18 protein-coding genes and 1 tRNA gene are annotated in these 25,533 nt (G+C 54.8%); 13 read left to right on the forward strand and 6 right to left on the reverse strand.

The genetic code is table 11. The annotated features are described in order from the left end of the window. Positions 1-204 precede the first annotated feature (204 nt). Positions 205-672 (reverse strand): hypothetical protein, encoded by a 468-nt coding sequence (locus B5F38_RS07080; RefSeq protein ID WP_087408588.1) that lies wholly within the window; start codon positions 670-672, stop codon positions 205-207. 292 nt (positions 673-964) lie between these two features. Between B5F38_RS07080 and B5F38_RS07085 the strand changes: the two genes are divergently transcribed. The 3 genes from B5F38_RS07085 to B5F38_RS14400 all read left to right on the forward strand — a co-directional run bounded on the left by B5F38_RS07085 (position 965) and on the right by B5F38_RS14400 (position 4,262). After that, positions 965-2,266 (forward strand): histidine phosphatase family protein, encoded by a 1,302-nt coding sequence (locus B5F38_RS07085; protein ID WP_087408589.1) that lies wholly within the window; start codon positions 965-967, stop codon positions 2,264-2,266. 190 nt (positions 2,267-2,456) lie between these two features. After that, entirely contained in the window at positions 2,457-4,040 is a 1,584-nt protein-coding gene (dnaB, locus tag B5F38_RS07090) for a replicative DNA helicase (protein WP_087408590.1), read from the forward strand. Between the two features lie 63 nt (positions 4,041-4,103). Next, positions 4,104-4,262, forward strand: a complete 159-nt coding sequence (locus tag B5F38_RS14400; RefSeq protein WP_164470576.1) for a hypothetical protein — start codon at positions 4,104-4,106, stop codon at positions 4,260-4,262. Positions 4,263-4,603: 341 nt separating this feature from the next. On the opposite strand, the gene mltG is transcribed toward B5F38_RS14400, so the two are convergent. Further along, a complete protein-coding gene (gene mltG, locus B5F38_RS07095) occupies positions 4,604-5,650 on the reverse strand; it encodes an endolytic transglycosylase MltG (protein WP_087408591.1) in 1,047 nt (348 codons plus the stop codon). 158 nt (positions 5,651-5,808) lie between these two features. On the opposite strand from mltG, the gene B5F38_RS07100 reads away from it, so the two are divergent. The 4 genes from B5F38_RS07100 (at position 5,809) to B5F38_RS07120 (ending at position 11,478) form a co-directional block, all read left to right on the forward strand. Then, positions 5,809-5,898, forward strand: a tRNA-Ser gene (locus tag B5F38_RS07100). 309 nt (positions 5,899-6,207) lie between these two features. Continuing rightward, positions 6,208-7,485 (forward strand): porin, encoded by a 1,278-nt coding sequence (locus B5F38_RS07110; protein ID WP_087408663.1) that lies wholly within the window; start codon positions 6,208-6,210, stop codon positions 7,483-7,485. A 47-nt stretch (positions 7,486-7,532) separates the two neighbouring features. After that, positions 7,533-8,717 (forward strand): PatB family C-S lyase, encoded by a 1,185-nt coding sequence (locus B5F38_RS07115; protein WP_087408593.1) that lies wholly within the window; start codon positions 7,533-7,535, stop codon positions 8,715-8,717. Positions 8,718-8,853: 136 nt separating this feature from the next. After that, positions 8,854-11,478, forward strand: coding sequence for a valine--tRNA ligase (locus B5F38_RS07120; protein ID WP_087408594.1), 2,625 nt, complete (start codon positions 8,854-8,856; stop codon positions 11,476-11,478). Between the two features lie 254 nt (positions 11,479-11,732). Here the strand turns inward: B5F38_RS07120 and B5F38_RS07125 are convergent, their stop codons facing one another. From B5F38_RS07125 to B5F38_RS07135, 3 genes are all read right to left on the reverse strand, one after another. After that, positions 11,733-12,230, reverse strand: a complete 498-nt coding sequence (locus B5F38_RS07125; protein WP_087408595.1) for an outer membrane beta-barrel protein — start codon at positions 12,228-12,230, stop codon at positions 11,733-11,735. 154 nt (positions 12,231-12,384) lie between these two features. Continuing rightward, positions 12,385-13,005: a DUF4923 family protein gene (locus B5F38_RS07130; RefSeq protein WP_087408596.1), complete on the reverse strand. Its 621-nt coding sequence runs from the start codon at positions 13,003-13,005 to the stop codon at positions 12,385-12,387. A gap of 378 nt (positions 13,006-13,383) precedes the next feature. After that, positions 13,384-14,706 carry a UDP-glucose/GDP-mannose dehydrogenase family protein gene (locus tag B5F38_RS07135; protein WP_087408597.1) on the reverse strand — a complete coding sequence of 441 codons (1,323 nt, stop codon included), beginning with the start codon at positions 14,704-14,706 and terminating at the stop codon, positions 13,384-13,386. A 408-nt stretch (positions 14,707-15,114) separates the two neighbouring features. Here B5F38_RS07135 and B5F38_RS07140 point away from each other — a divergent pair, with 408 nt between their 5' ends. Genes B5F38_RS07140 through B5F38_RS07165 form a run of 6 tightly spaced genes read left to right on the forward strand, consistent with a single transcriptional unit; the run spans position 15,115 to position 24,267 of the window. Next, entirely contained in the window at positions 15,115-17,712 is a 2,598-nt protein-coding gene (locus tag B5F38_RS07140) for a DUF4493 domain-containing protein (RefSeq protein ID WP_087408598.1), read from the forward strand. A 16-nt stretch (positions 17,713-17,728) separates the two neighbouring features. After that, a complete protein-coding gene (locus tag B5F38_RS07145) occupies positions 17,729-18,997 on the forward strand; it encodes a DUF4493 domain-containing protein (RefSeq protein WP_158096855.1) in 1,269 nt (422 codons plus the stop codon). 1 nt (position 18,998) lies between these two features. Continuing rightward, entirely contained in the window at positions 18,999-21,107 is a 2,109-nt protein-coding gene (locus B5F38_RS07150; RefSeq protein WP_087408600.1) for a PCMD domain-containing protein, read from the forward strand. After that, entirely contained in the window at positions 21,100-21,831 is a 732-nt protein-coding gene (locus B5F38_RS07155; RefSeq protein ID WP_087408601.1) for a hypothetical protein, read from the forward strand. The genes B5F38_RS07150 and B5F38_RS07155 overlap by 8 nt, the downstream gene beginning before the upstream one ends. Further along, the gene (locus tag B5F38_RS07160; RefSeq protein WP_087408602.1) at positions 21,828-22,691 is read left to right on the forward strand and encodes a hypothetical protein; all 864 of its coding nucleotides are present in this window, start codon (positions 21,828-21,830) and stop codon (positions 22,689-22,691) included. Before B5F38_RS07155 ends, B5F38_RS07160 begins: the two co-directional genes overlap by 4 nt. Before the next feature lie 10 nt (positions 22,692-22,701). After that, positions 22,702-24,267 carry a PCMD domain-containing protein gene (locus B5F38_RS07165; protein ID WP_087408603.1) on the forward strand — a complete coding sequence of 522 codons (1,566 nt, stop codon included), beginning with the start codon at positions 22,702-22,704 and terminating at the stop codon, positions 24,265-24,267. Between the two features lie 316 nt (positions 24,268-24,583). Here the strand turns inward: B5F38_RS07165 and lgt are convergent, their stop codons facing one another. Further along, positions 24,584-25,447: a prolipoprotein diacylglyceryl transferase gene (lgt, locus tag B5F38_RS07170; protein WP_087408664.1), complete on the reverse strand. Its 864-nt coding sequence runs from the start codon at positions 25,445-25,447 to the stop codon at positions 24,584-24,586. Between the last annotated feature and the right edge of the window lie 86 nt (positions 25,448-25,533).

Here is a 25,533-nt window from a genome sequence, read left to right on the forward strand (position 1 = left end):
AGGACTACTTATCGTCTTCAAACGGTATTGATTGTGCAATGAAAGCATAAAATATCAGCAGGGTATTTCGATAGAATTTCATGGTACGCAAGTTGAGGTGTTTCTTTTCTCAAAGAAAGGGAATATTTATAAAAAAACAAAATATTCTCAAAGAAATGAAAGGCGATTACTTCATTAAAGTTAATCGCCTGTAAACATATATATTTATACACCCTCGTCTCCCCAAGTTTCCGGGTTCCAGTTTTTTTCAATACGGGCTATTAAAAATTCTATACCCCAGATTCCGCTGGGCGGATATTCTTTTTGCTTTTTTGTCAGTTTTTTTACTAATCTCCATTCATTATTTTGAATATTGGTAATTACCCACCCTTTGAACTCTCCGCAAACTTTTTCTACTCCTCTGAAATATTTAGGGACTTTGAACTTTTTGACTTCGGAAAAACCGACTTTGCGAATGTATTTTCTTCGTAAAGCTATTCCCAACGGAACGAAACAGATATATCGTTCTTTCTGCTGGACTAATTTTTCCAAATCGACGGGTTCATGATATACCCCCGGAAGCAAGCGTATCAATGTCACTTGATTCACTTCGGCCATGTATTGGATATATGCATTTCCTATTGCCGTAGGGACTTCAAAAATATCCCCGATTTCAATCTTTTTCCTTGTCATAAACTATAAATTTTTAATATAACTATTTCCCACTTTTATAGCTTCTTCGTATATCGGATTTTTACGGGACATGGATTAAAGTCACCAATGCAGCTATAAATGCAAAGAAGCAAAAAATACTCTTACAAGACAATCAAACTGAAGTTTTTCTCAGGAAAAGAGACAAAAAAATACATTTTGGCCTGAAACCGAAAAGGAAATGGAACCGTTTCCACATTCTAAAAATGAATAAAAATTTTAGTATCTGCAGAATTTATTCTAAATTTACCCGCATAACTCAAAAAGTGCTTAGATGAACAAAAGAATTCTCACGGCAGGCGCTCTCCTGCTCGCCCTATCGTCATTCGCATACGGGCAAACCTCGACCCGCGATTTCCTGCATCGCAACCCGCAGTTTTTCAGCAGTACGGGTACCCCCTACTACTGCAACGACACCACCGACACGCCGGCTCCCGAAGGGTTCGTCCCCTTCCATGTCGACCACATAGCCCGGCACGGTTCCCGCACACACGACTCGAAAACACTGGTGCCCAACCTTTATAAAACCTTGAACCGGGCCGACTCGCTCAGCATGCTCACCTCGCAGGGGAAACTGCTGAAAAGTCAAATAGACTCGATATACCACCGCATGAATCACCGCTGGGGCGACCTCACTCCCCTCGGGGCCCAACAACACCGTGATATGGCCCGCCGCATGTACAACCGCTTCCGCCCGGCATTTACCCCGCAAGACGGCCGTGTGAACCTCATCGCCCAATCGACTACCGTACCCCGCTCCATGGCCAGCATGGCGGCCTTCGTGGCCGAGATGCGAGGCTACACCCCGGAGGCCGATTTCTCCATGGACCCCAGCAACGGCTACGACAACACCTTGCGCCCTTTCAACAGCAAGGACTACAAGCAATATCTGGCCAAAGGGTCGTGGAAATCGGTACTCAAGGAGTATCAAACGCGGCACACCCCCACCCGGCTCATCGAACAGACCTTCAAAAAAGGGTGGGAAGAGCTGATTCCCAACCCCGTCACCTTTATGACGCACCTCTATGCCCTGGCCATGATTCTGCCCAATACCGACTACGACATCGACCTCTTCCCCTGGTTTACCGAGGATGAGAAGTACGACTTGTGGAGCGTGAACAACCTCTCGCAATACCTGCGCAAAGCCAACTACCCCGACGGCCAAGGACTGCCCGTGGCCATAGCCAAGCCGCTGCTGGCCGACATGCTGGCTACCTCGCAGGCGGCTGTCGACGGCAACGGCATCGAGGCCAACCTGCGATTTGCCCACGGCGAAAACACCATCCCGCTGCTGGCTCTGCTCGGCATCGAGAATGCCGCCGTGGCCGAGTCTGACCCCGAGAAGGTGGCCGACTGCTGGCAGGATTTCAAATACAACCCCATGGCCACCAACATCCAGTGGATTCTCTACCGCAACCCGGCCGGCCGGGTGCTGGTCAAGGTGCTCTTCAACGAGCAGGAGGTGAAGTTGCCCATCGCTTCGGGCCACGCCCCCTACTACGACTGGGAGGCGTTCAAAGCCTACTGTGCCGACCGGATGGAGAGCTTCCCCGACGTAGCCCCCGCCCTGCCCTAAAGGCCGAGACCTGCAACCTCACTATTTCACTGCCGATATACCTACTTGGGCCTGAATGCGAGACGAATCGTCCCCTTCAGGCCCAAGCCTGTCACTCCCTCTTGTTGAAAACTTCTTCATAAGATTTGGCTCGCCCTGTACCTCGGCACACAAAGATTATATACCTTTGCATCTCGAAAGAAAGCGATATATGGAAACTCGAAGAAACTATACTCCCCGTCAGAAGAAAACCTATGCCCCGAAAGTCTCGGAACAGGGCAAGATACAACCCCAGGACACCGAGCTCGAAGAGGCCGTGTTGGGAGCCCTCATGCTCGAGAAGGATGCCTACACCACCGTGTGCGACATCCTGAAACCCGAGTGCTTCTACGACCCCAACAACCAGACCATTTACAGCGCCATTGCCAAACTGGGTGCCCAGCAACGCCCTATCGACATGCTCACCGTCACCGAGCAATTGCGTCTCGACGGCAAACTCGACGAGGTAGGCGGTGCCCTGCGCATCTCGGAGCTGACCGGCCGGGTGGCCTCGGCGGCACACATCGAGTATCACGCCCGCATCGTGGCCCAGAAATACCTGGCCCGCGAGCTGATCGAGTTTTCGAGCGAAATCCTGAACAAGGCATTCGACGAAACCAACGACGTCGACGACCTCATGCAAGAGGCCGAGGGAAAACTCTTCGAGATTTCGCAACGCAACCTGAAAAAGGATGTGGTGCAAATTGCCCCCGTCGTGAGCGAAGCCATCAAACAGATACAGGTGGCAGCCAACCGTACCGACGGTTTGAGCGGCCTGCAGACCGGGTTCCACGACATCGACAAAATCACTTCGGGCTGGCAGAACTCCGACCTGATTATCATCGCCGCCCGACCTGCCATGGGTAAGACCGCTTTCGTCCTCTCCATGGCCAAAAACATGGCGGTCAACTACAACACCCCGGTGGCTATCTTCTCGCTCGAGATGTCGAACATCCAGCTGGTGAACCGTCTCATCATCAACACCTGCGATATTCCGGGCGACAAAATCAAGAGCGGACAGTTGAGCCCCTTCGAGTGGGAGCGCCTCATGTCGCGCATCGAGATTCTGCAAAATGCCCCCATCTACATCGACGAGACACCCAGTCTGTCGGTATTCGAGTTGCGGACCAAAGCCCGCCGGCTGGTACGCGAGCACGGCATCAAAATCATCATCATCGACTACCTGCAGCTGATGAACGCCAGCGGCATGTCGTTCGGCAGCCGTGAGCAGGAGGTGAGCACCATATCGCGGTCGCTCAAGCAGTTGGCCAAGGAGTTGCAGATACCCATCATCGCCCTGTCGCAGCTGAACCGTAGCGTCGAGTCGCGTGGCAACGACAAGGACAGCAAGGAGGCCAAGCGGCCGCAGCTCTCCGACCTGCGTGAGTCGGGAGCCATCGAGCAAGATGCCGATATGGTCTGCTTCATCCACCGTCCCGAATACTACACCCGCTCCAAGGAAGACGGCAACGGCAACAACATCGAGGGTTTGGCCGAGTTCATCATCGCCAAGCACCGTAACGGTGCCACCGACATCGTCAACCTCAAGTTCGTCTCCTACCTGGCCCGCTTCCAGAACTACGACGAGGATACCCGCCTCTCCGACCTCAGCGCGCCGGTCACCTCGAAATTCAACGCCGCACCTGTCGGACAGATGGCAGGCGGTCTGCCCGGCGACCCGCTGCCCGGTAGCGCACCCCTGCCGGGGAACACCGACTTTCTGAATCCCGGGAAAGACGAAAAATTACCCTTCTAAGGGTCCGAACTTTATTTCCTCGACGATGTTACTCTACCAAAACAATCGAAGTAACATCGACGTATGGAAAACAAACGACAAAAACGACAAAAAATCTGGATGGCCATCGGCGTAGCCCTGGCCATTGTCCTGCTATTGTTCTGGCTCACCCTGGCTATCTGGATAGACGATGAGCCCGAAACAGCCATCGTACCTCATACCGAACAGATTGCCGATAGTTAACGCACGTTAAAATCGACAACCGCCGAAACCTTTCTCCCCCCAGCGTTGTTTTATTATCGAAAACGGCCCCCACAGAGCCCCTCCCACTCGGGAAGCGAAGCGTCGCCCCGCCGGAGACAGGCCGGGAGCCCGATTCAAAAGAGTTTGATTTATACGATAATATTCTTGTTTTTTGTGTGTTTCATTGGTATTATATTATCCTTTGTTTATCCTGTATAAACATTATCCTCTTTCTTGTTTTTGATATATTTCAAGTAGTAAAGCCCCGTCGTGAGACGAGGCTTTGCTATTTTAAATCCTTGCCGATTTCAATCCATACGTACCCAGAAGCAACCCGGCGGTCAGCGTATGCCCCGCCGGTTCAACTCGCGCTGATAGCGCACGGCGTTGCGCTGGTGCTCGGCCAGCGTCGTGGCAAAATTGTGATACCCCGAAAAATCCTCCCGGGCACACATATACAGATAGTCGTTGGGCCGGTGGTTCAGCACGGCGTCGATAGCCTGCTTCGAGGCGATGCGTATGGGACCCGGCGGCAGCCCCGTCACCCGATAGGTATTGTAGGGCGACTCAATAGCCAGATGCTTCTTGAGGATACGCCGCAAGGCAAAGTCGCCGCAGGCAAACTTCACCGTGGGGTCGGCCTGCAACGGCATATTCTTGTGCAGACGGTTCATATAGAGACCGGTCACCGTACCCATCTCGTCGGGTTTGTTGGTCTCTTCCTCGACAATCGAGGCCAGCGTAGCCACCTCGACGGGAGTCAAGCCCCAGGCCTCGGCCTGTTTCTCGCGCTCGCCGTCCCAGTAGCGGCCATACTCCCGCGCCATCTTCTTCAAGAAATCTTCGGGAGAGACGGTCCAGTAAAACTCATAGGTATCGGGCAGGAAGAGGGCCGGCAGCGTAGCCTGCGTGAAGCCCAGCTCGGCACACACGCTGTCGCTTTGCAACAGAGCCGACAGCTCCTCTTTCGAGAAACAGAGCTGGTCGGCAATCTTCCCGGTCAGCTGGTCGAGGGTACGCACATTGTTGAAGGTCACCCGCACCGGTGTCTGACTGCCCCGCGACAGCTTCAGAGCCACCCGCCAGGCACTCATGCCGGGCTCTACGGCATAGGCCCCTTCGCGCTCAGCCGCATCGAAGCCGCACAGCGAAAGCATACGCCCCACCCGAGCCACCGCCCGGTCGTCGCCCAAGGCGGCATACAGGGCACTGTCGAGTTGGGCCGCACTCCACGACCCGCGCACATACACCATGGCCCGCGTGTGCACCACCGCGTCGTAGCCATAACTCTTACCCAGCCACAAGACGGCACACACAATCACGGCCGCTACGGCTGTCAGCGACACGATCCATATCCTTATCCCTCTCGTTTTCTTTACATTTGCCATAAACAATCGATACTACTACGTGATTCATTTATATAGGAGCGACAAAAATACGGAATATTCGCGAAATAAAATAGGCCAAAAAAATTTGCAGATTCAAATATTCGCCTTATCTTTGCGCTGCGTTTGGAAAAACGCCGTTCAACAACGGCACCATCTCTGGAAGGATGGGTGAGTGGCTGAAACCACCAGTTTGCTAAACTGACGTACTCGAATGGGTACCGGGGGTTCGAATCCCCCTCCTTCCGCCAACGCTTCAAAAAGCCTGCATCGTCGAAGCGAAGCAGGCTTTTTTCTTTCTTCCATCCCGCAAAATTAGCCCCGCAACTTTGGAATATTGCCGCTTTGGTTGTATTTTTGACCCGAATAAAAGACAGGAGACAAAGGAGTATAGAGTCTTGCACAAAACGAACTCCCCGAGAGACCCCACAACAGGAATCGGGGTGAATTTATGCGCCACTCTATCCCGAACAAAATTTTGTAACATTTCAATTTAAATTCAAAATTAGACCTCATTTTTGCTGCATGAAAATTTACTCATGAAAAAAATTCAAAACATTATGACTCATCGAAAATTCTTTTTATCGGTATTGGTTTTCATGCTTCTTTCGTGGTCGGCGGCCGCCAAAACTCCGGCTTTCAAAAACGACTCGCTCAATATCACTCTCCCCGATACCGACTACTCCGACGAGCTGAGACTGATACGCATGCACATGCCCGACATCGAGGTCGGCAACGGTATCTCGTTCCAGCCCAAAAACAAAAGCTACAAGCTCACCATGCGGATACGAATGCAAAACATGGTCGACGTCGATTTCAACGAAAAATTCGAAGCTCAGGAACTCGACGCGCGCGTGAAACGGTTGCGTCTGCGATTCGACGGATATATCTATACTCCCAAGCTCACTTATCTCGTACAACTGGGATTCTCGCCATACGACACGAAAACCCTGCCCAACGGCAACAGCAACATCGTGCGCGACGCCATGATTTACTATGTGCCCAATGCGACATGGAACATCGGTTTCGGACAAACCAAGATACGTGCCAACCGGGCCCGAATCAACTCATCGAGTGCCTTGCAGTTTGTAGACCGATCGATTGTCAACTCCGAGTTCAACCTCGACCGTGATTTCGGTGTCTTCGGCGAGTACAACCAGCACCTGTTCGGCTCATTCGATTTGGCAGCCAAAGCCTCGATTACTACGGGCGAAGGGCGCAACTGGGGCAACAACAAGGGCAGCGGACTCGCCTATACGGGCCGCATAGAGTTCTTCCCCCTGGGCCGCTTTACCGGCAAAGGCGATGCCATGGAGGGCGACTATGAACGCGAGCAGACGCCCAAGATACTCCTGGCCGGAGCATACAGCTACAACGACCGGGCCTTGCGAGCCCAAGGTTCCAACGGCGACCTGCTCCGCTTCGACCAGGCACGCAACCTCTCGTCCTATTTCGTCGATTTCATCTTCAAATACCGAGGCTTTGCCTTCTATACCGATTTCATGGGACGCACATGCACCTCATCGCCCCTCATCAAATCGGGCGAAACCGTCGAGCAATATATCCTCACCGGCATGGGTCTCAACGTGCAGGCCAGCTACCTGTTCCCCTCCAACTGGGAAATAGCTCTGCGCAACTCGACCATCAAGCCCGACAAAGAGGTACAGCCCTACACCAATTACCGCTGTTACAACCAGTCGACCCTGGGCGTAACCAAATACCTCATCGACCACCGGCTCAAAGTACAGGCCGACCTCTCCTACAACTACAAGGACGAGTTCACCGCCTCGGATTACAGCCGCTGGCAGTTGCGGTTCCAGGTAGAGCTGGGATTCTGACCCGCTCTGTCCATTCGACGAAACCTAATACCTAAACAATATAGATCATGGCCATTCAGTACGATTTTGACACAATTATCGACCGCCACCACACCGGCGCAATGAAGACCGATGTGCTGGGCGAACGATACGGTCGCGAAGACCTCATTCCCCTGTGGATTGCCGACATGGACTTCGCCGTAGCTCCCCCGATTACCGAAGCCCTCGTGCGACGTCTGCAACACCCTGTCTACGGCTATGCCGAAGCTCCAGCCAGCTACTGGCAGTCGATTATCGACTGGCTCAAATACCTGCACGGATGGGAGGTGAAACGCGAGTGGATTACCTACATTCCCGGCATTGTCAAAGGCATCGGCCTGGCCGTGAACGTATTCAGCAACCCCGGCGACAAAATCATCATACAGACTCCCGTCTATACTCCCTTTATGGCCGTGCCCGAGGGCAACGGCCGGCAAGTGGTGCACAACCCCCTCAAGTGGAACGGCACCCACTACGAGATGGACTTCGACCACCTCGAGTCGATTATCGACCCGCAGTGCAAGATACTGATACTCTGCAATCCCCACAACCCGGGCGGTGTGGTGTGGCCGCTCGCCACGCTGCAACGTGTGGCCGACATCTGTGCCCGCCACCATATCCTCATCATTGCCGACGAAATCCATGCCGACATGCCCATCTTCGGCTCCAAGCATCACCCCTTCGCCTCGGTATCGGAGACGGCCGCCCAGAACAGCATCTCGTTCGGCGCCCCCTCCAAGACCTTCAACATCGCCGGACTGGTGAGCTCCTATGCCATCGTGCCCAACGAGACCATCCGCAAGCGGTTCTTCGACTGGCTCACGGCCAACGAGCTGAACGAACCCACCTTCATGGCCACCATCGCCACCGAAGCCGCCTATAACCACTGCCGCGACTGGCGCGAGCAGATGCTCGCCTATGTCGAGCAGAACATCCTCTTTGTCGAGGAGTTCCTCCAGCAGCATATCCCCCAGATCAAGGCCATCAGACCGCAGGCCTCGTTTATCGTCTGGCTCGACTGCACCCGGCTGGGGCTCGACCACGACGCCCTCATCGACCTCTTCGTCGACAAGGCGCGGCTCGCCCTCAACGACGGCGAGATGTTCGGTCCCGAAGGCAAAGGCCACATGCGGCTCAACGTGGGTACACCGCGGGCCGTACTGCAAAAAGCACTCGAGCAACTGGAGGAGGCCGTGAACCATCTCGACCGATAGAGAGGTTACGGGCCACTTTGCCGCCAAAGAAGTATCGTTTTCGGAAAATATTTTATACTTTTGCACCCAATTGGTACAAGAGACCGATACCTCTGTACCTCACCACAATAATAAGAAAATCTGAAAGAATCGCTTTATGAACGAACTTGCCACAAAGTACAATCCCGCCGACGTAGAGGAGAAATGGTATGCTTACTGGTTGAAAAACGGGCTCTTCAAGTCGAAGCCCGATGGTCGCGAACCCTACACCGTAGTCATCCCGCCCCCCAACGTCACCGGTATTCTGCACATGGGGCACATGTTGAACAACACGATACAAGACATTCTCGTACGCCGGGCCCGCATGGAGGGCAAAAACGCCTGCTGGGTACCCGGCACCGACCACGCCTCGATTGCCACCGAAGCCAAAGTGGTGAACAAACTCGCCGCCCAGGGTATCAAGAAGAGCGACCTCACCCGCGAGGAGTTCCTCAAATATGCCTGGGAGTGGAAAGAGGAGCACGGCGGCATCATCCTCAAGCAGCTGCAGAAGCTGGGAGCCTCGTGCGACTGGGACCGCACCGCCTTCACCATGGACGAGGTTCGCTCCAAGAGCGTGCTGAAGGTATTTGTCGACCTCTACAACAAGGGGCTCATCTACCGCGGCGTGCGCATGGTCAACTGGGACCCCAAGGCACTCACCGCCCTCTCCGACGAAGAGGTTATCTACAAGGAGGAGCACAGCAAACTCTACTACCTGCGCTACTACATCGAGGGTGAGGACAAATATATTGTCGTGGCCACCACCCGTCCCGAAACCATTCTGGGCGATACGGCCGTGTGCGTAAACCCCAACGACCCCCGCTACACCTACCTCAAAGGCAAGAAGGTAATCGTGCCGCTGGTCAACCGGGCCGTGCCCATCATCATGGACGACTACGTAGACATCGAGTTCGGTACCGGCTGTCTGAAAGTGACTCCGGCTCACGACGTAAACGACTATATGCTGGGCGAGAAATACAACCTCCCCACCATCGACATCTTCAACGACAACGGTACCATCAGCGAGGCCGGCGGCCTCTATATCGGCATGGACCGCTTCGACGTGCGCAAGCAGATTGCCAAAGACCTGCAGGCTGCCGGGCTGCTCGAGAAGGTCGAGGACTATAACAACAAGGTAGGTTTCTCGGAGCGTACCAACGTAGTCATCGAGCCGAAACTCTCGATGCAGTGGTTCGTCAAGATGGACAAACTCGCCGAGCCGGCCCTCAAAGCCGTGATGAACGACGACATCAAGTTCCACCCCGACAAGTTCAAGAACACCTACCGCCACTGGATGGAAAATATCAAAGACTGGTGTATCTCGCGCCAGTTGTGGTGGGGACACCGCATCCCGGCCTACTACCTGCCCCAGGGCGGATTTGTCGTAGCCGAGACTCCCGAAGAGGCCTTGAAACTGGCCCACGAAAAGAGCGGCGACGATTCGCTGCAACTGAGCGACCTGCGTCAGGACGAAGATTGCCTCGACACCTGGTTCTCGTCGTGGCTGTGGCCCATCTCGCTCTTCGACGGTATCAACCACCCCGGCAACGAAGAGATAAACTACTACTATCCCACGAGCGACCTGGTGACAGGCCCCGACATCATCTTCTTCTGGGTAGCCCGCATGATCATGGCCGGCTACGAATACACCGGCGAAAAACCGTTCAAGAACGTATACTTCACGGGTATCGTGCGCGACAAGATAGGCCGGAAGATGTCGAAGTCGCTCGGCAACTCGCCCGACGCCCTCGAACTGATAAAGACCTACGGCGCCGACGGTGTGCGCATGGGCCTCATGCTGGCCGCACCTGCCGGTAACGATATTCTCTACGACGATGCTCTGTGCGAGCAAGGCCGTAACTTCAACAACAAAATCTGGAACGCCTTCCGTCTGGTGAAAGGATGGAACGTCGACGAGAGTCTGGAGCAGCCGCAAACGGCACAAATCGCCGTCAAGTGGTTCGACGCCCAGCTCAGCCGCACGCTGGCCGAGGTAAAAGACCTCTTCGGCAAATACCGCCTCTCCGAGGCCCTCATGGCTGTATACCGCCTCTTCTGGGACGAGTTCTCGTCGTGGTACCTCGAGATGATCAAGCCCGGCTACCAGCAGCCTATCGACCGCGCCACCTACGACGCCACACTCACCTACTTCGATGCCCTGCTGCGCATGCTGCACCCCTTCATGCCCTTCATTACCGAAGAGTTGTGGCAACACCTCTACGAGCGTAAAGAGGGCGAGAGCATCATGTATGCCCGCATGCCCGAAGCTCACCCCGTCGACGACACCATCATCGACCGCTTCGAAACCACCAAGCAGATTGTGGCCGGTGTGCGCACCATACGTCTGCAAAAGGGTATCGCCAACAAAGAGCCCCTCACGCTGCAAATCATCGGAGCCCACGATCACGCCAACGATTGCATACTCACCAAGATGACCAACCTCGAGGCCATCGAAGCCATCGACGAGAAAGACCCCGCCGCCGCTTCGTTCCGCGTACACGCCACCGAGTATGCCATACCGCTGGGCAACAACATCGACGTAGAGGCCGAGCTGAAGAAACTCGAAGGCGAGTTGCAACACGCCCAAGGATTCCTCAAAACCGTCATGGGCAAACTCAACAACGAGCGTTTCGTACAAAACGCCCCCGAGGCTGTCGTAGCTCTGGAACGCAAGAAAAAAGCCGACGCCGAAGAGAAGATAAAATCGCTCGAAGAGAGCATCGCCGCCCTCAAGAAATAACCGGGACCGTAATCGGTCGCACACCATACAGAAGAGTGTGGTTCCTCTCCATCGGGAACCACACTCTTCTTTTTATATTCCTCGATGATAGAGATCCGTAATCTAATGAGATACTCCTATCCAAACAAGACCGGCTCGGCCTGCCCCGGCCACTACTCCGCAACCCAGAGACCGAGGGAAGTTTCCAGACCGGCAGACACAAAAAAAGTGCCCGGCGCAAACCGGGCACTCCATATGATTCACGAAATAGAATATCAGAATTTATAGTAGAGACTGAAACTCAAGTCGTTGCCGCTCAGCGACAGACCCGAAACGCTGTTGCCGTTGTATTTGTCGCGATAACCCAGGAAGCCATAGTGAGCTACCAACGAGAAGTTCTCGGTCAGGTTGAAGGCCAAGCCCGGTTTAAAACCGATTTCAAAACCAGTCTCCGAATCGAAACCTTTGTGTTTCCCGGTAGAGATACCAAATCCACCATCGACCAACAGCCCTATGATACCTTGGTTGAAGAAGGTCCAACGGGCATAAGGAGCAATGTAAAACGAATTGTAGTTGTCCATGTGTGTATAGCCGATAGATCCGGCAACGGTCCACGCATCGTTAAACGCATAGCCAAACTCGGGGGCAATACGGAATGTCGTGTTTTCGGTATCACCGTCGTAAGTCAAACCAAATTGACCACCCACAAAAAATTGTGCATTGGCTGTCAACATGCCAAACACAAGCACTAAGGTTAAAACTAATTTTTTCATTTTACGTGTTTTTTAGTTTAAATTGTAAGAACAAATATAAGAATTTGTTTCCAACAATCCTATTTTTAACCTCTCTTTTTTCACAGAGCTGTTAAAATAGATAAACCGCAGAGTCAAATCGATACGGTTCCTGCCGACCGATATGCCGGATGCGCTACTGCTTTGTCAGTTCAAATCCCATCAACACGCCATCGTATTCCGACAACAGGTTACTGATGGTCTGCAGTGTAGAGCTCTGTGTCTTCGAGGCAATCGAAACCAGCACATCGACCAGTTTGTCGACATTGAAAAGTATCTCCATCGTATTGCCGCTCTTGGTAATATCGGCATCCATTACCATCACCGGGATATGCCCGCCTACCAGCGTAAAGGTCACCACAAACTTGCCGCTCGGCTCATCCTTCACGATATAGCCGTTCAGTTTGGCACTGCCGTAGTTCATCACCATAGTCGTATCGGCAAACGAGAAGGAGACGCGCGACGAGGTAATGCCGGCCTTCTCGTAATAGGTAGCCAGTTTGTCTTTCAGGCTCGAAGCTACTACCTCGCCTCCGGCCGACTTCAACAGATCGTCGCTCTCAAACTTGCAGGCCGGAGCCGAATAACGCCACGTACCGGCCAAATCGGCTACCGTGAGTGTAGCATCTTTGTCGGTCAGTGCTCCTACCACTTTGTTGACCGTCGACGAATTTAACAAATCGCCCAGCGAAAATTGCGCGTGGGCACTGCTCCCGAATAAACATAGCCCGCACAGGGCCAAAATCCATCTTTTCATAATCCAATCCTATTTTCTGTTATTTGTTTCTTTTATATGGTATTACTTCTGCAAATATACAATTTTATCGGGAAATATGAACCGTGTGCCCTACACCTTCTCGAGGCGAAAGGGTGTGAGCAGATAGTCTCCTCGTCTCTTTTTTTCTATAAAAAAGCATCGGCTTTGAACCAAAATCGGCAAACGATGTTATTATAGACAGAAAGGGCGCCCGGGAGAGAGGTTCTCCACAACGTAACGGTAAAAGGAGGAGCAGCCATTGCGAGTGGACGAATATCGCTCCAGCCCCTTTCACTACCAAAAAGGCAGACATCCGTCCCGGGATAGGACGCATGTCTGCCTTACCTTTTTTTTACACTTCTGCTATCGACAAAAAACTCAATGCAAGGGGCGGCCTATGCTGCGATAGACAAAACCCAACTCCTTCATCTCGGCCGGGTCGTAAATATTACGACCGTCGAATATGACGGGCGACTTCATGGCACGAAGCACGGCGGTCCAGTCGGGCATGCGGAACTCTTTCCACTCGGTAACGATAAGCAAGGCGTCGACGTCGGCTACCGCCCCGTAAATATTTTCGGCATACTCTACCCGGTCGCCTATGCGACGACGGCACTCGGGCATGGCTACCGGGTCGTACACCCGCACGCTGGCCCCGGCGGCACACAACCTATCGATCAGAATCAGGGCCGGAGCCTCGCGCATGTCGTCGGTCTCGGGTTTGAACGAGAGCCCCCACACGGCAAACTTGCGGCCCGCCAGATCGCCCCCGAAGTAGTCGTGCAACCGATGGTAGAGCAGCTCCTTCTGCGACTCGTTCACCCGCTCCACGGCCTCCAGTATCTGCATGTGGCAGCCATTCTCTTCGGCGGTCCTGATGAGAGCCTTCACATCCTTGGGGAAACACGAGCCCCCGTAGCCACACCCGGCATAGAGGAAACGGCTGCCTATGCGATCGTCAGCACCGATGCCTTTGCGCACCGCAACCACATCGGCACCCACTTCATCGCACAACAAGGCAATTTCGTTCATGAAGCTGATACGGGTTGCCAGCATGGCATTGGCAGCATACTTAATCATCTCGGCCGAAGGTATATCGGTGATGATAATGCGGTATTTGTTAATCATAAACGGCTTGTAGAGCTTCTGCATCAAAGCTTCGGCCCGTTTGCTCTCCACGCCTACGACTACACGGTCGGGGCGCATGAAGTCGGCAATGGCACTCCCCTCCTTGAGGAACTCGGGGTTCGAAGCCACATCGAACTCAATCGACACGCCCCGCTTGTCGAGCTCGCTCTGGATGGCCGCCTTCACCTTGCGGGCCGTACCCACCGGCACGGTGCTCTTGGTAACCACCACCAGATAGTCGTTCATGTAGCGACCCACGGTGTGGGCCACGTCAAGCACATAGTGCAAGTCGGCCGAACCGTCTTCGTCGGGCGGCGTGCCCACAGCACTGAAGAGAATCTCTACCCCGTCGAGACAAGTCGACAAATCGGTGGTAAAGCGCAACCGCCCCGCCTTCATATTGCGGAGAACCATCTCGTCGAGTCCAGGTTCATAAATGGGAATATCGCCCCGCTCGATGCGGGCTATCTTCTCGGCATCGATGTCTACACACACCACATCGACACCGATTTCGGCAAAACATGTTCCGGTAACGAGACCTACATAGCCTGTACCTACTACCGCTATTTTCATATATATCTTTTTTTGTACCGTAAAAAATACGAAAAGACGAGAGCAGAAAGAGGCGTAAACCCTCGGTTTTCAGCCTTTGAACAATCCCCGCCCTATCTTCGTGGGGTAAAGATAGTGACATTTTTCGAGCTATGCGCTCTTTTCTGTCGATTTCGTCGAGAAAAGAGCTCCAAAACGCACTCCACTCGAGCCAAGAGACACACAAAAAGCATTCATTTCAAGGTCATTACTTCTCCTATTTACACCACGAAAGCTAACAAAAACCTCGGTTCGGCTGTTCTATCTACAAAATTTTTACTATCTTTGAGCCGATTTTCGACTTATACTCAAAGTGTATGAGGGCGATTCCTGGGGATTCCCCACGCACTTAATCCATCTGCGAATAGACGGAAATTAAAAAAGAGAAACATGAATGTAAAGAATCTTTTCTTATGTGGCGCAACCGTGCTATTGTTAGTATCTTGCGCAAACGAGGAGAATCAGGTCGATTCGGGATACGGTTCCATAAACGTAAAAGTTTCAGCCGATTACCAAGTAGTACCTGTCACTCGCTCGACCACCGAAATTACCGAAACCACCAATCCCGATGTCAGTGAATTTGCCTTAAAGTTGGTATCTGCCGACGGCAGTTTTTCCCGCGCCTGGGACAGTCTGGCCGACTTCGACCCGGCCGAAAAAATTCCCGTAGGCACCTACACCATGAGCGCCTACTACGGCAACCTCGAGGAGGAGGGGTTCGACAAGCCCTACTACCTGGGGCAGTCCGACGTAGCCGTACGCTATCGCGAGAATACGCCGGTCGAGATACTCTGCACCCTGGCCAACGTGAAGGTGACGGTCGAATACTCCGATGCCTTCAAGAAATACTTTGCCGACTATGCCACCACCATACATGCGGCCGAGGGTGACTATATAAAATTTGAGAAAGAGGAGACCCGTGCCGCCTATGTGAAACCCGGCAAGATAACCATACAGACCTATCTGAAGAAACAAAACGGCATCGAGTCGACCTTCGAACCGGCCGCCATCGAGAATGCGCAACCGCGTCAGCACTACCGCATCAAACTCGATATTGCCGACAATGCCGCGGGCGAAGCTCAACTCAGCATCAGCTTTGACGAAACAACCGAGACACAGCCTATCGCCATCGACATCTCCGACGAGGTGATGGTAGCCCCGGCCCCCTCGTTCCTCCCGGCCGGATTCGAGCCGGGCACGCCCCTCGAAGTGAAAGAGAACAGCTACCCCGACAACCGGCAGGCAAATATCTCGCTCACAGCCAAGGCCGGCCTCGCCGCCTGCACACTCACCACCTCGTCGGCCTGCCTCGAAAGCGAAGGGTGGCCCCGCGAAATAGACCTGGTGAACCTGAGCAGCGAAAACCGCGCCCTGCTCTCCCGTCTGGGACTGAAGTTGAAAGGCTTTACCGAGATGGGCAGCAAGATGGGATTCATCGACTTTGCCGAACTTTTTGCCCACCTGCACACCCTCGACGGGAGCGACCAGCACACCTTCACCCTCTCGGCCAAAGACATGTATGGCAAGGTGAGCGAATCGCCCATCACCTTGTCGGTCAAGAGCATACCCATCACCTTTGCCTTGCAGACCCCCGAACCGGTATTCGTGGGCAGCAAATCGGTTACGATTCCCGTCGAGTTCGATGGAGCCTACATCGACCAGGTGAAATTCAGCTACCTCAACGCCGAAGGTGCGAAGGTAAACAGCAACTCGACCGTGGTCTCGAGCGAAGGCAACCTCTACCAGATAAAGATTTCGATCGAAGCTACCGACAAGCCCGTCGTAGTCGAGGGCTCGTATGCCAACGGAGCCAAGACCTCGACCATCTCGATACCGGTCAAGACCCCGGCCTTCACCATCACCGCCGAGGAGTATGACATCTGGGCCCGCCGCGCCACCGTCAAACTCACTGCCGAAGATTCGCAGTATCAAGAGGCCGTAGACCGCTATGCCGTGCTCTTTGCCAACAGTACCGGCCAGTGGGAAACCGTCGCCTCGACCTTGAGCCAGGGCCGCCGCGTCATCACCGGCCTCAACCCCGACACCCGCTACCAGTTGCGAGGTTCGTGCAACAGCGGCCAGGACAACGTCAATTACAGCGGCGACCTCACCCTGCGCACCGAGTCGGCAGCCGCCGTGCCCAACGGCGACTTCGAAGAGATAGCCCAAACCATCTCGGTAACCGATATGAACCAGGGCGGCAAATACTCGGTATGGCCGGTCAACTATCAGAATACCTGCAGCTTCACCATACAGGAGCCTACGGGCTGGGCCAGCGTCAACGCCAAGACCTGCAACCTCTCGGCCGCCAACCAGAACTCGTGGTTTGTCATCCCCTCGACCTACAACACCACCCTCACGTGGGACGCCTACCGCAGCTTTGCTCCGAGCACCGTAACGCCCGACCTCTATCGCGATCTCACGGCCCAAAGCGGGAGCAACGCCATGGTGGTACGCAACGTAGCCTGGGATGCCAACGGTACCACCCCCGCCACATCGGGCGGTGCCTTCAATACCACCTACTACAACACCAACGTGCCCGGCATAGCCAACCGCTCGGCCGGCAAGCTGTTCCTGGGCAGCTACTCCTACTCGGGTGGCAGCGAAATCTACACCGAAGGGGTGAGCTTCACCTCACGCCCCTCGACCCTGAAGGGATGGTACAAATATGCCAACGACAGCAACGACCCCACCGAAACGGGCGTAGTGACCGTGACCCTGCTCAACGGGCAGAAGGTGATTGCCACCGGCACGGCCCGTCTCTCGGCCGCAACCGACTACACCGAGTTCTCTGTGCCCGTCACCTACTCGGTAACCGACCAGAAGGCTACCACGCTGCGCATTATGATTACCTCGTCGAACCACGCCTCTTACAACCAGAGCGAAGAGACCTCGGCCATAAAGACCTCCGTCTCGAACGGCCAATACGAATCGGCCTCGCGAGGTGCAACCCTTACCATCGACAACTTAACTTTCACCTATGAATAAGATAAAGCATAACCCTATGAGAAATATATTAGGCATCTCTCTGGCCGTAGTTCTGGCCGTGGCCGCCTCCTCGTGCGACCGGGAGAAATTCACCTACGACCTGGGTATAGAAACCCCGTCGGGAAAAACCGGGACACTCGACCTCTCGACCTTCGGAGCCATACCCAACAACGACACACAAGTGATAGAAAAAGCACCGGTGAGCCGGGCCGTCGATACGGGCGACTTCACCGTGCAAATATACCCCTCGCAGGGAACCGACACCCTCGAATGGAAATATAACGAGATGCCCGAGATTGTCACCCTCAACGTGGGCGACTACAACGTGGCCGTATTCTCGCACCGCGTGCAGCCGGCCGAATGGGAACACCCCTACTACTATGCCGACAAGGCCTTCACCATCGAAGAGAACCGGGTGACCCAACTCGACACGGTAGTGTGCACGCTGCAAAACATCAAGGTGACGGTGACCTACTCCGAAGACCTGAAATCGTTCATGGGCGACGACTGCAAGGTGACGGTCGACATCGGCTCCGGCTCGCTCGACTTCTCACAGACCGAAACCCGCGCCGGATACTTCCGCTCCGACGGTGAGAGCAACCTGCTCATCGCCACCTTCACCGGCACTATCGACGGGTATGAAGAGGTGAACCGCATCCAGGTCGACAACGTCAAGGCCGGCGACTGGCGCAAGATTCACTACGACATCAAGCGACCCGAACCGGGCAGCGAGACGGGCGGCGTAACTCCCTCGGTGACCCTCGACGCCTCGTGCGAGACCATTGACCACGAGGGCAACGTGACCATCGAAGAGGAGATTATCCCCGACCCCAATCCCGTAGACCCGGGCACCGACCCCGATCCTGACCCCGAACCCACACCGGGCGAGGCTCCCCAAATTACGAGTGAAACCATACAACTGGGTACCCCTGTCACTATCACCGAAGGGTTGAAAGTGGTGGTCGACATCACCAGCAGCGACCCGGCCGGTCTCACGGGACTCACGGTCGACATCGAGTCGCCTACCCTTACCCCCGAGGAACTTACCGGCATGGGACTTTCAGACCACCTCGACCTCGTGAACCCGGGCAACCTGAAAGAGCCCATCGAAGGACTGGGATTCCCCACCGAAGGCAATGTGCTGAACCAAGCGAAAGTAACCTTCGACATCAGCGACTTCATGCCGCTGCTCGGTCTGCTGGGTGCCGGTACACACAACTTCATCATCAAGGCGACCGATGCACAAGGCACCACAACCGAATCGTTAATCCTTGTAACCGAATGATATGAGATACAATATAAAGAGATATTTGGCTGGTACGCTCCTCTTCCTGCTCCTCTTTACCGCCTGTAAAGAGGAGGATATGGCACTGGGCGAAGGCTCGGTGCGACTGAGCGTGCGTGTCTCGGACGACGTGGCCGTTGTCACGCGGTCGGTCGACGCAGGCATCTACAACTCCATGCAAACGCGCATTTACAGCAGCAAAGGACTCGTCCGCTACTACGATGCCACGACACCTATCCCCGAAACCCTCAACCTCGCCAGCGGTCAATACCATGTGTTCGTACTGGCCGGCGACTCGGTGCCTGCGGCATTCAACACCCCCTACTACACGGGCTCGACCGACTTCGACGTGCGAAGCGGCGAAATCACCACGGCCAGCGTCACCTGCACCGTGGCCAACACCTTGGCTACCGTAGCTTTCGACCCGGGCCTGAACGAGGTGGTGACCGACTGCAAGGTCAAGATATTTACCACCAACGGCGAACTCTACTTTACCGAAGCTACCGCCGACTCGGTAGGCTACTACCTCTTCAACGGCAAGGAGCGTGACCTGGCCTGGAGCTTCGAAGGCAAGAAGACCGACGGCAGCAGCTACACCCTGTCGGGTGTGGTCGAAGATGTGCTGCCGGCCACCAAATATGCCTTCTCCTTCAGCTACAACGCCGAGAGTGCAGCTACGGGCGGTACTTTCCTCGACGTGAAGGTAAACGAGTCGACGGTCGACTCGACCCACAACGTGGTCATCACACAGCGGCCGCAAATTGTCGGCGACAAGTTCGACCTGACCGAGACGCTCTACTACGAGACCAACGGCGGCAGCCAAACAGCCGTATGGGTCAATGCCGCTACCCGGCTGCAACGGGTATGGTTTTCGTGCGACAAACTCACCGCTTTGGGATTCCCCACCGACTCGGTCGATTTCCTGGCAGCCGACGGCTCGCCGGCTACCGAATTCGAATCGCGGGGCATCTCGTGCAAGCACACCTATCAGGAGGAGAAGGACCTCTCCAACGCCAAGATTACCCTCTCGGAGAGTTTCGTCAAGTCACTCCCGAGCGACGAATATACCTTCACCATCAAGGCCCTCGATGCTGCCGGCAAGGACAATACCGCCACTCTGTCGATTATCGTGTCGGATGCCATCGTCGTGACCGTCGACCCCGAACGGGCCGACATCTGGGCATGCCGGGCTACCCTGCGAGGCAACGTGGTGAAAGAGACTGCCGAGCCGCTCACCTTCCAGTACCGCCGGACAGGGACCAAAGACTGGACATCGGTGGCCGCCAACCGTTCGGGCTCGGCCCTGTCGGCCGAGGTAACCGGCCTTACACCGGGTACGACCTATGAATACCAGGCTGTCGCCGGGGCACAAGCATCGGTCAAGACTGCCACCTTTACCACCGAAGCGGCTACCCCCCTGCCCAACAGCAGTTTCGAGAACTGGCAAACCCTCTCGAAGGTCATGGTATTATACGGGCCCAATGAAGAAATGTTCTGGGACAGCGGAAACCACGGGTCGGCTACCCTGAATGTAAATGTAACCACTCCCGACGAGACCTACAAAAACAGCGGTAAATATTCGGTGAAACTGAAATCGCAATTTGTAAGTTTCCTGGGCATAGGCAAATTTGCAGCCGGCAATCTCTTTGCCGGGCAATATGTGGGAACCGACGGAACCAACGGCATCCTCGATTTCGGGCGCCCCTTTACCTCACGTCCGGCCAAGCTGAAAGGCCATATCAAGTACACCCCGGGAAGCGTCGACTACTCCGAGACCAACGATTTGCCCAAAGGCTCGACCGACATCGGCAACATCTATATCGCAGTCGGCGACTGGGATGCCCCGGTGCGCATCACCACCAAAGACAAGAAACTCTTCGACAAGAACGACGAGAAGATTATCGCCTACGGCGAATGGGAAATCACCAGCGAAACCCAGGGTGCCGACGGCGGCCTGCTCGAATTTGAAATACCGCTCGACTACCGTTCGCTCAACCGTATACCCAGCTATATCGTGCTCGTGGCCTCGGCCAGCAAATATGGCGACTACTTCACCGGAAGTACCGGCAGCACCATGTGGATCGACGACTTAGAATTGATTTATGAATAAACTTATCTATCCCATACTCGCGCTGTTCCTGTTGATTCCCGGCCTCTCGCGGGCCGAGGAATTCGACCGGGGCATCGTGCTGAACACCTTCATACCCAAGGGACAATGGGTTGTGGGCAACTCGATCTCCTACTCGGAGTACAGCAACAACAACTACCAGTTCCTCGTCATTGAGAACATCGACGGCATAGGCTACAACTTCAAGATAAGCCCCATGCTCTGCTACATTGTCAAGGACAACCTGGGCCTGGGCGGCCGCTTTGCCTACGAGCGCAGCCTCACCAAGCTCAACAGCGCCTCGATACAACTGGGCGACGACCTCAACTTCGATGTCAACAACGTCTACAGCCTCAGCCACACCTACTCGGGCATGGCCATCATGCGCAACTACATCAGCATAGGCAACAGCAACCGGTTCGGCCTCTTCAACGAACTGCAGCTCAACCTGGGCGGTGGCGAGTCGAAGATGGTAAACGGCTCGGGCGACGCGCTCACCGGCACCTACGAGCGGTCGTTCAACTTCAAGATTGGCATCGCACCGGGGCTCATGGCCTTTATCAACGACTACACCGCCATCGAGGTGAATGTGGGTGTGCTGGGTTTCAATTACAGCCACGTGACCCAAACGACCGACCAGGTCTACACCGGTAAACGGTCGCAAAACCTGGCCAACTTCAAAGTAAACATCTTCTCTCTGGGATTAGGTATCGCTTTTTATTTATGAAAAACTGGAAATACATACTCATCGCCATAGGCTTCATGCTCCCCGGTCAATCGCTGCTCCACGCTCAAGAGCTCGACTCGACGGCCGTAGCCTACCCCGTGCAACAAGAGGTACCCGCCGCCTCGCTTGTCGCCGCAACGACGCCGACCGAACCCGATACCATCGTGGAAAAACGCGGGTTCAATCGCAAAAAGTACAAACGCGGACTGAAAAACTACCTCTTCATACCCAAGAAGCAGTGGATTATGGGTCTCACCCTCTCGCACGGCGAGTTTGACAGCAAAGACAACAACCTGCTGATTTTTGTCAAGGATTTCAACTTCAAGGGCAACATCACCACGCTCAACCCCTTTATCGGATACTTCATCAAAGACAACGAGTGTATCGGTATCAAACTGGGATACAGTCACCTGAGCGCCAACCTCGACAACCTCAGCATCGACATCGACGAGGATATGCAGTTCAACCTGAGCGACATGCGCTATCTGGGCGAGACCTTCTCGGCCTCGATATTCCACCGGGCCTACATCGGTATCGACCGCAACAAGCGGTTCGGCTTCTTCAACGAAACCGAGCTGGCCTTCTCGAGCGGCTCCAACCGTTTCGTGCGAGGTACCGACGAAAACCTGCGCAACACCAAAACGACCACTTCGGAAATCAAACTGGGGTTGAACCCGGGCTTCTGCGTGTTCATCATGAACAACATCAGCACCAGCGTCTCCTTCGGGGTAGCCGGTCTGCGCTACGGCACCATCAAACAGACCACCAACAACGTAGAGACGGGTAGCCGACGCTCGAGCGGGGCCGACTTCAAGCTCAACCTCTTCAACATCAACATAGGCATGTGCCTGCACATATAGAATGAAAGTCATGCGAAAAAAGATAAGCTACATAATCCCGTTGTTCTGCGCGTTGCTATTGACATCGTGCATCCAGAACGACATCCCCTACCCCCGCATCAAGGCTCAGATTCTTGCCATTTCCGCCCAAGGTCAGGTGGGTGCGGCTACCATCGACAACGCCACCCAGACCGTGCGAATAGAACTGGCCGACACCGTAGACATGCGGCGGGTACGCATCGAGTCGCTCTCCGTAACCGAAGGAGCCACCTCTACTCTACCGGCCGACTCGACCATCGACCTCACTCACGACTATTCGATTACCCTCTCCATTTACCAGGACTACACCTGGACCATACAGGCGGCCCAAAACATCGCGCGCGCCTTCAGCGTCGAGGGGCAAATCGGTGCCCCGGTATTCGACGCCTACAATCACCGGGCTGTCGCCTATGTAAACAAGGATGCCGACCTCTCGAAAATCCACATCACCGAACTGGTGCTGGGTCCCGAGGGGATTACCACCTACTCGCCCCAAATCGAGAATATCTCCGACTTCTCGCTGGGATACCAAAAGGTAATCATCACCTACCACGACATCATGGAAGAGTGGACTCTCTACGTCGTACCCACCGAGAGCGAAGTGTCGACCGACGGGGTCGATGCCTGGACCAATGTGGCCTGGCTGCATGGCAGCGGCAAGGAGGGGGCTCAGAACGGATTCGAAATCAAAGAGGCTACCGCCGAAACCTGGGAACAGGTACCCGACTCCTATATCACCCACGACAAAGGCTCGTTCACGGCCCGCATGATTCACCTCAAGGCCAACACCACCTATGTGTGCCGCGCCGTATCGGGCGACCTCACGGGCAACGAGGTGACCTTCACCACCGGCTCGGCAGCCGAACTGCCCAACGGCAGTTTCGACTACTGGAACCTGGACGGCAAGGTATGGAACCCCTGGCCCGAGGGTAGCGAGAACTTCTGGGATACCGGCAACAAGGGGGCAACAACACTCGGCGACAGCAACACCCAGCCCACCGACGACACCTGGTCGGGTACCGGGCAAGCGGCCAAACTGGCCACCAAATTCGTGGGTATCGGCTCGCTGGGCAAACTGGCAGCCGGCAACATGTACGTGGGCAACTACCTGCGTACCGACGGCTCCAACGGTGTGCTCAACTTCGGCAAACCCTTCACCCAGCGGCCCACTCGTCTGAAGGGATACTTCAAGTACACCACGGTGCCCATCAACAAGACCAACAGCGACCTGACCGCCCTCATGGGACAACCCGACACCTGCCAGATATACATCGCCCTGGGCGACTGGAGCGACCCGGTAGAGATTCGCACCAAACCCAGCGACCGCAAGGTGTTCGACAAGAACGACCCGCACGTGATTGCCTATGCCGAGATTTCATCGGGAGAGTCGGTTCCGGAATATACCCCCTTCACCCTCGAACTCGAGTACCGCGATACCTCACGCATCCCCTCCTACATCATTGTGGTAGCTTCGGCCAGCAAATACGGCGACTACTTCACGGGTGGCGACGGCAGCGTGCTCTTCATCGACGACTTCTCGCTCGAATACGACTATTGACACCTCGCCCGGCCATCGGGCCCACACCATACACCGAGGCCCTGCCCCACTCTGCTACGAGCAGGAGGCAGGGCCTCGGTGTTTCGTCTCCATATCCTCCGCATGAACCTCGGGTCATAAACCGCCCGCACGACAACCTCCAAACCTTTTCCTCTAAAAACAGACTTTCCCCCCCAAAAAAACAGACAAAGAGCTGCCCCCGATTACCGGGAACAACTCTTCGTCGATCATATAAATGACGCCTCTCTCTTCAAAAAAAATTCATTCAACGTCGGTTCTGAACCGGGCCATACACTCACCCGGCATACCGCCGCCTCTATCGCTTGCCCTTGCCTTTGGCCTTGGCCGGTGCATACTTGATAGGGAGTCGCGGACGCTGCATGGCCCGCACCACCAGCCACACCCCGCCAATGACAAACGGGATGCTGAGCCACTGCCCCATGTTCAACGACATCGAAGCCTCGAAGGCCACCTGGTCGTTCTTGATAAACTCGATCAGGAATCGCGACAGGAAGGTACCGATGAGGAAGGTACCGAAGATGAGCCCCTCGCGCTCCTCGGCATTGCGACGCCAATACATGTAGAGCAACAGCCCGAAGAGCAGCAGATAGCACAGGGCCTCGTAAATCTGTGTCGGATGCGACGGAGCCGAAAATACGGGAGGCGCACCGGCCATCCACTCCGGCAGATTCTCGATAAAGCGGAAGCCCCACGGCAGCGAAGTCTCGTGCCCGTAAATCTCGTGATTCATCAGGTTGCCCGTGCGGATAAAGGCCGCCACCAGAGCCACCGGCACCACCAGACGGTCGAGCGTAAAGAGCATGCTGCGATGCGTCACCCGGCGCGAGTAAATCCAGATGGCTATGAGAATACCGATTGCACCGCCATGACTGGCCAAGCCGCCTTTCCAGATTTTCAGAATCTCGATAGGGTGCTGCGAATAGAGGTCCCATTCATAAAACAGGCAATGCCCCAACCGCGCCCCGATGACCATAGCCACCACCACATAGATAAAGAGCGAATCGAGCCACTTCACATTCAACTGCTCGTGGCGATACATGCGGTCCATCAGGCTATACCCTACGATGAAACCAATCGCGAAAAAGAGCCCGTACCAACGAAGCTGAATAACCCCGTCGAACAGTGCCGGGTTGGCAGTCCAAGTGATAAAATCAGTAATCATAACCTTCGTAAAAAACAATGCCCTGCCCGTGCAAACACACAGACAGGGACAAAGATACATATTTGTCGGCGAAAACGGGAATC

The sequence above is a fragment of the Barnesiella sp. An22 genome (genome assembly GCF_002159975.1).
GTDB classification, from domain to species: domain Bacteria; phylum Bacteroidota; class Bacteroidia; order Bacteroidales; family Barnesiellaceae; genus Barnesiella; species Barnesiella merdigallinarum.

Coding starts and splice junctions, on each gene's coding strand:
- B5F38_RS07080 (WP_087408588.1), bottom strand. CDS start 672: ATGACAAGGAAAAAGATTGAAATCGGGGATATTTTTGAAGTCCCTACG.
- B5F38_RS07085 (WP_087408589.1), top strand. CDS start 965: ATGAACAAAAGAATTCTCACGGCAGGCGCTCTCCTGCTCGCCCTATCG.
- dnaB (WP_087408590.1), top strand. CDS start 2,457: ATGGAAACTCGAAGAAACTATACTCCCCGTCAGAAGAAAACCTATGCC.
- B5F38_RS14400 (WP_164470576.1), top strand. CDS start 4,104: ATGGAAAACAAACGACAAAAACGACAAAAAATCTGGATGGCCATCGGC.
- mltG (WP_087408591.1), bottom strand. CDS start 5,650: ATGGCAAATGTAAAGAAAACGAGAGGGATAAGGATATGGATCGTGTCG.
- B5F38_RS07110 (WP_087408663.1), top strand. CDS start 6,208: ATGACTCATCGAAAATTCTTTTTATCGGTATTGGTTTTCATGCTTCTT.
- B5F38_RS07115 (WP_087408593.1), top strand. CDS start 7,533: ATGGCCATTCAGTACGATTTTGACACAATTATCGACCGCCACCACACC.
- B5F38_RS07120 (WP_087408594.1), top strand. CDS start 8,854: ATGAACGAACTTGCCACAAAGTACAATCCCGCCGACGTAGAGGAGAAA.
- B5F38_RS07125 (WP_087408595.1), bottom strand. CDS start 12,230: ATGAAAAAATTAGTTTTAACCTTAGTGCTTGTGTTTGGCATGTTGACA.
- B5F38_RS07130 (WP_087408596.1), bottom strand. CDS start 13,005: ATGAAAAGATGGATTTTGGCCCTGTGCGGGCTATGTTTATTCGGGAGC.
- B5F38_RS07135 (WP_087408597.1), bottom strand. CDS start 14,706: ATGAAAATAGCGGTAGTAGGTACAGGCTATGTAGGTCTCGTTACCGGA.
- B5F38_RS07140 (WP_087408598.1), top strand. CDS start 15,115: ATGAATGTAAAGAATCTTTTCTTATGTGGCGCAACCGTGCTATTGTTA.
- B5F38_RS07145 (WP_158096855.1), top strand. CDS start 17,729: ATGAGAAATATATTAGGCATCTCTCTGGCCGTAGTTCTGGCCGTGGCC.
- B5F38_RS07150 (WP_087408600.1), top strand. CDS start 18,999: ATGAGATACAATATAAAGAGATATTTGGCTGGTACGCTCCTCTTCCTG.
- B5F38_RS07155 (WP_087408601.1), top strand. CDS start 21,100: ATGAATAAACTTATCTATCCCATACTCGCGCTGTTCCTGTTGATTCCC.
- B5F38_RS07160 (WP_087408602.1), top strand. CDS start 21,828: ATGAAAAACTGGAAATACATACTCATCGCCATAGGCTTCATGCTCCCC.
- B5F38_RS07165 (WP_087408603.1), top strand. CDS start 22,702: ATGCGAAAAAAGATAAGCTACATAATCCCGTTGTTCTGCGCGTTGCTA.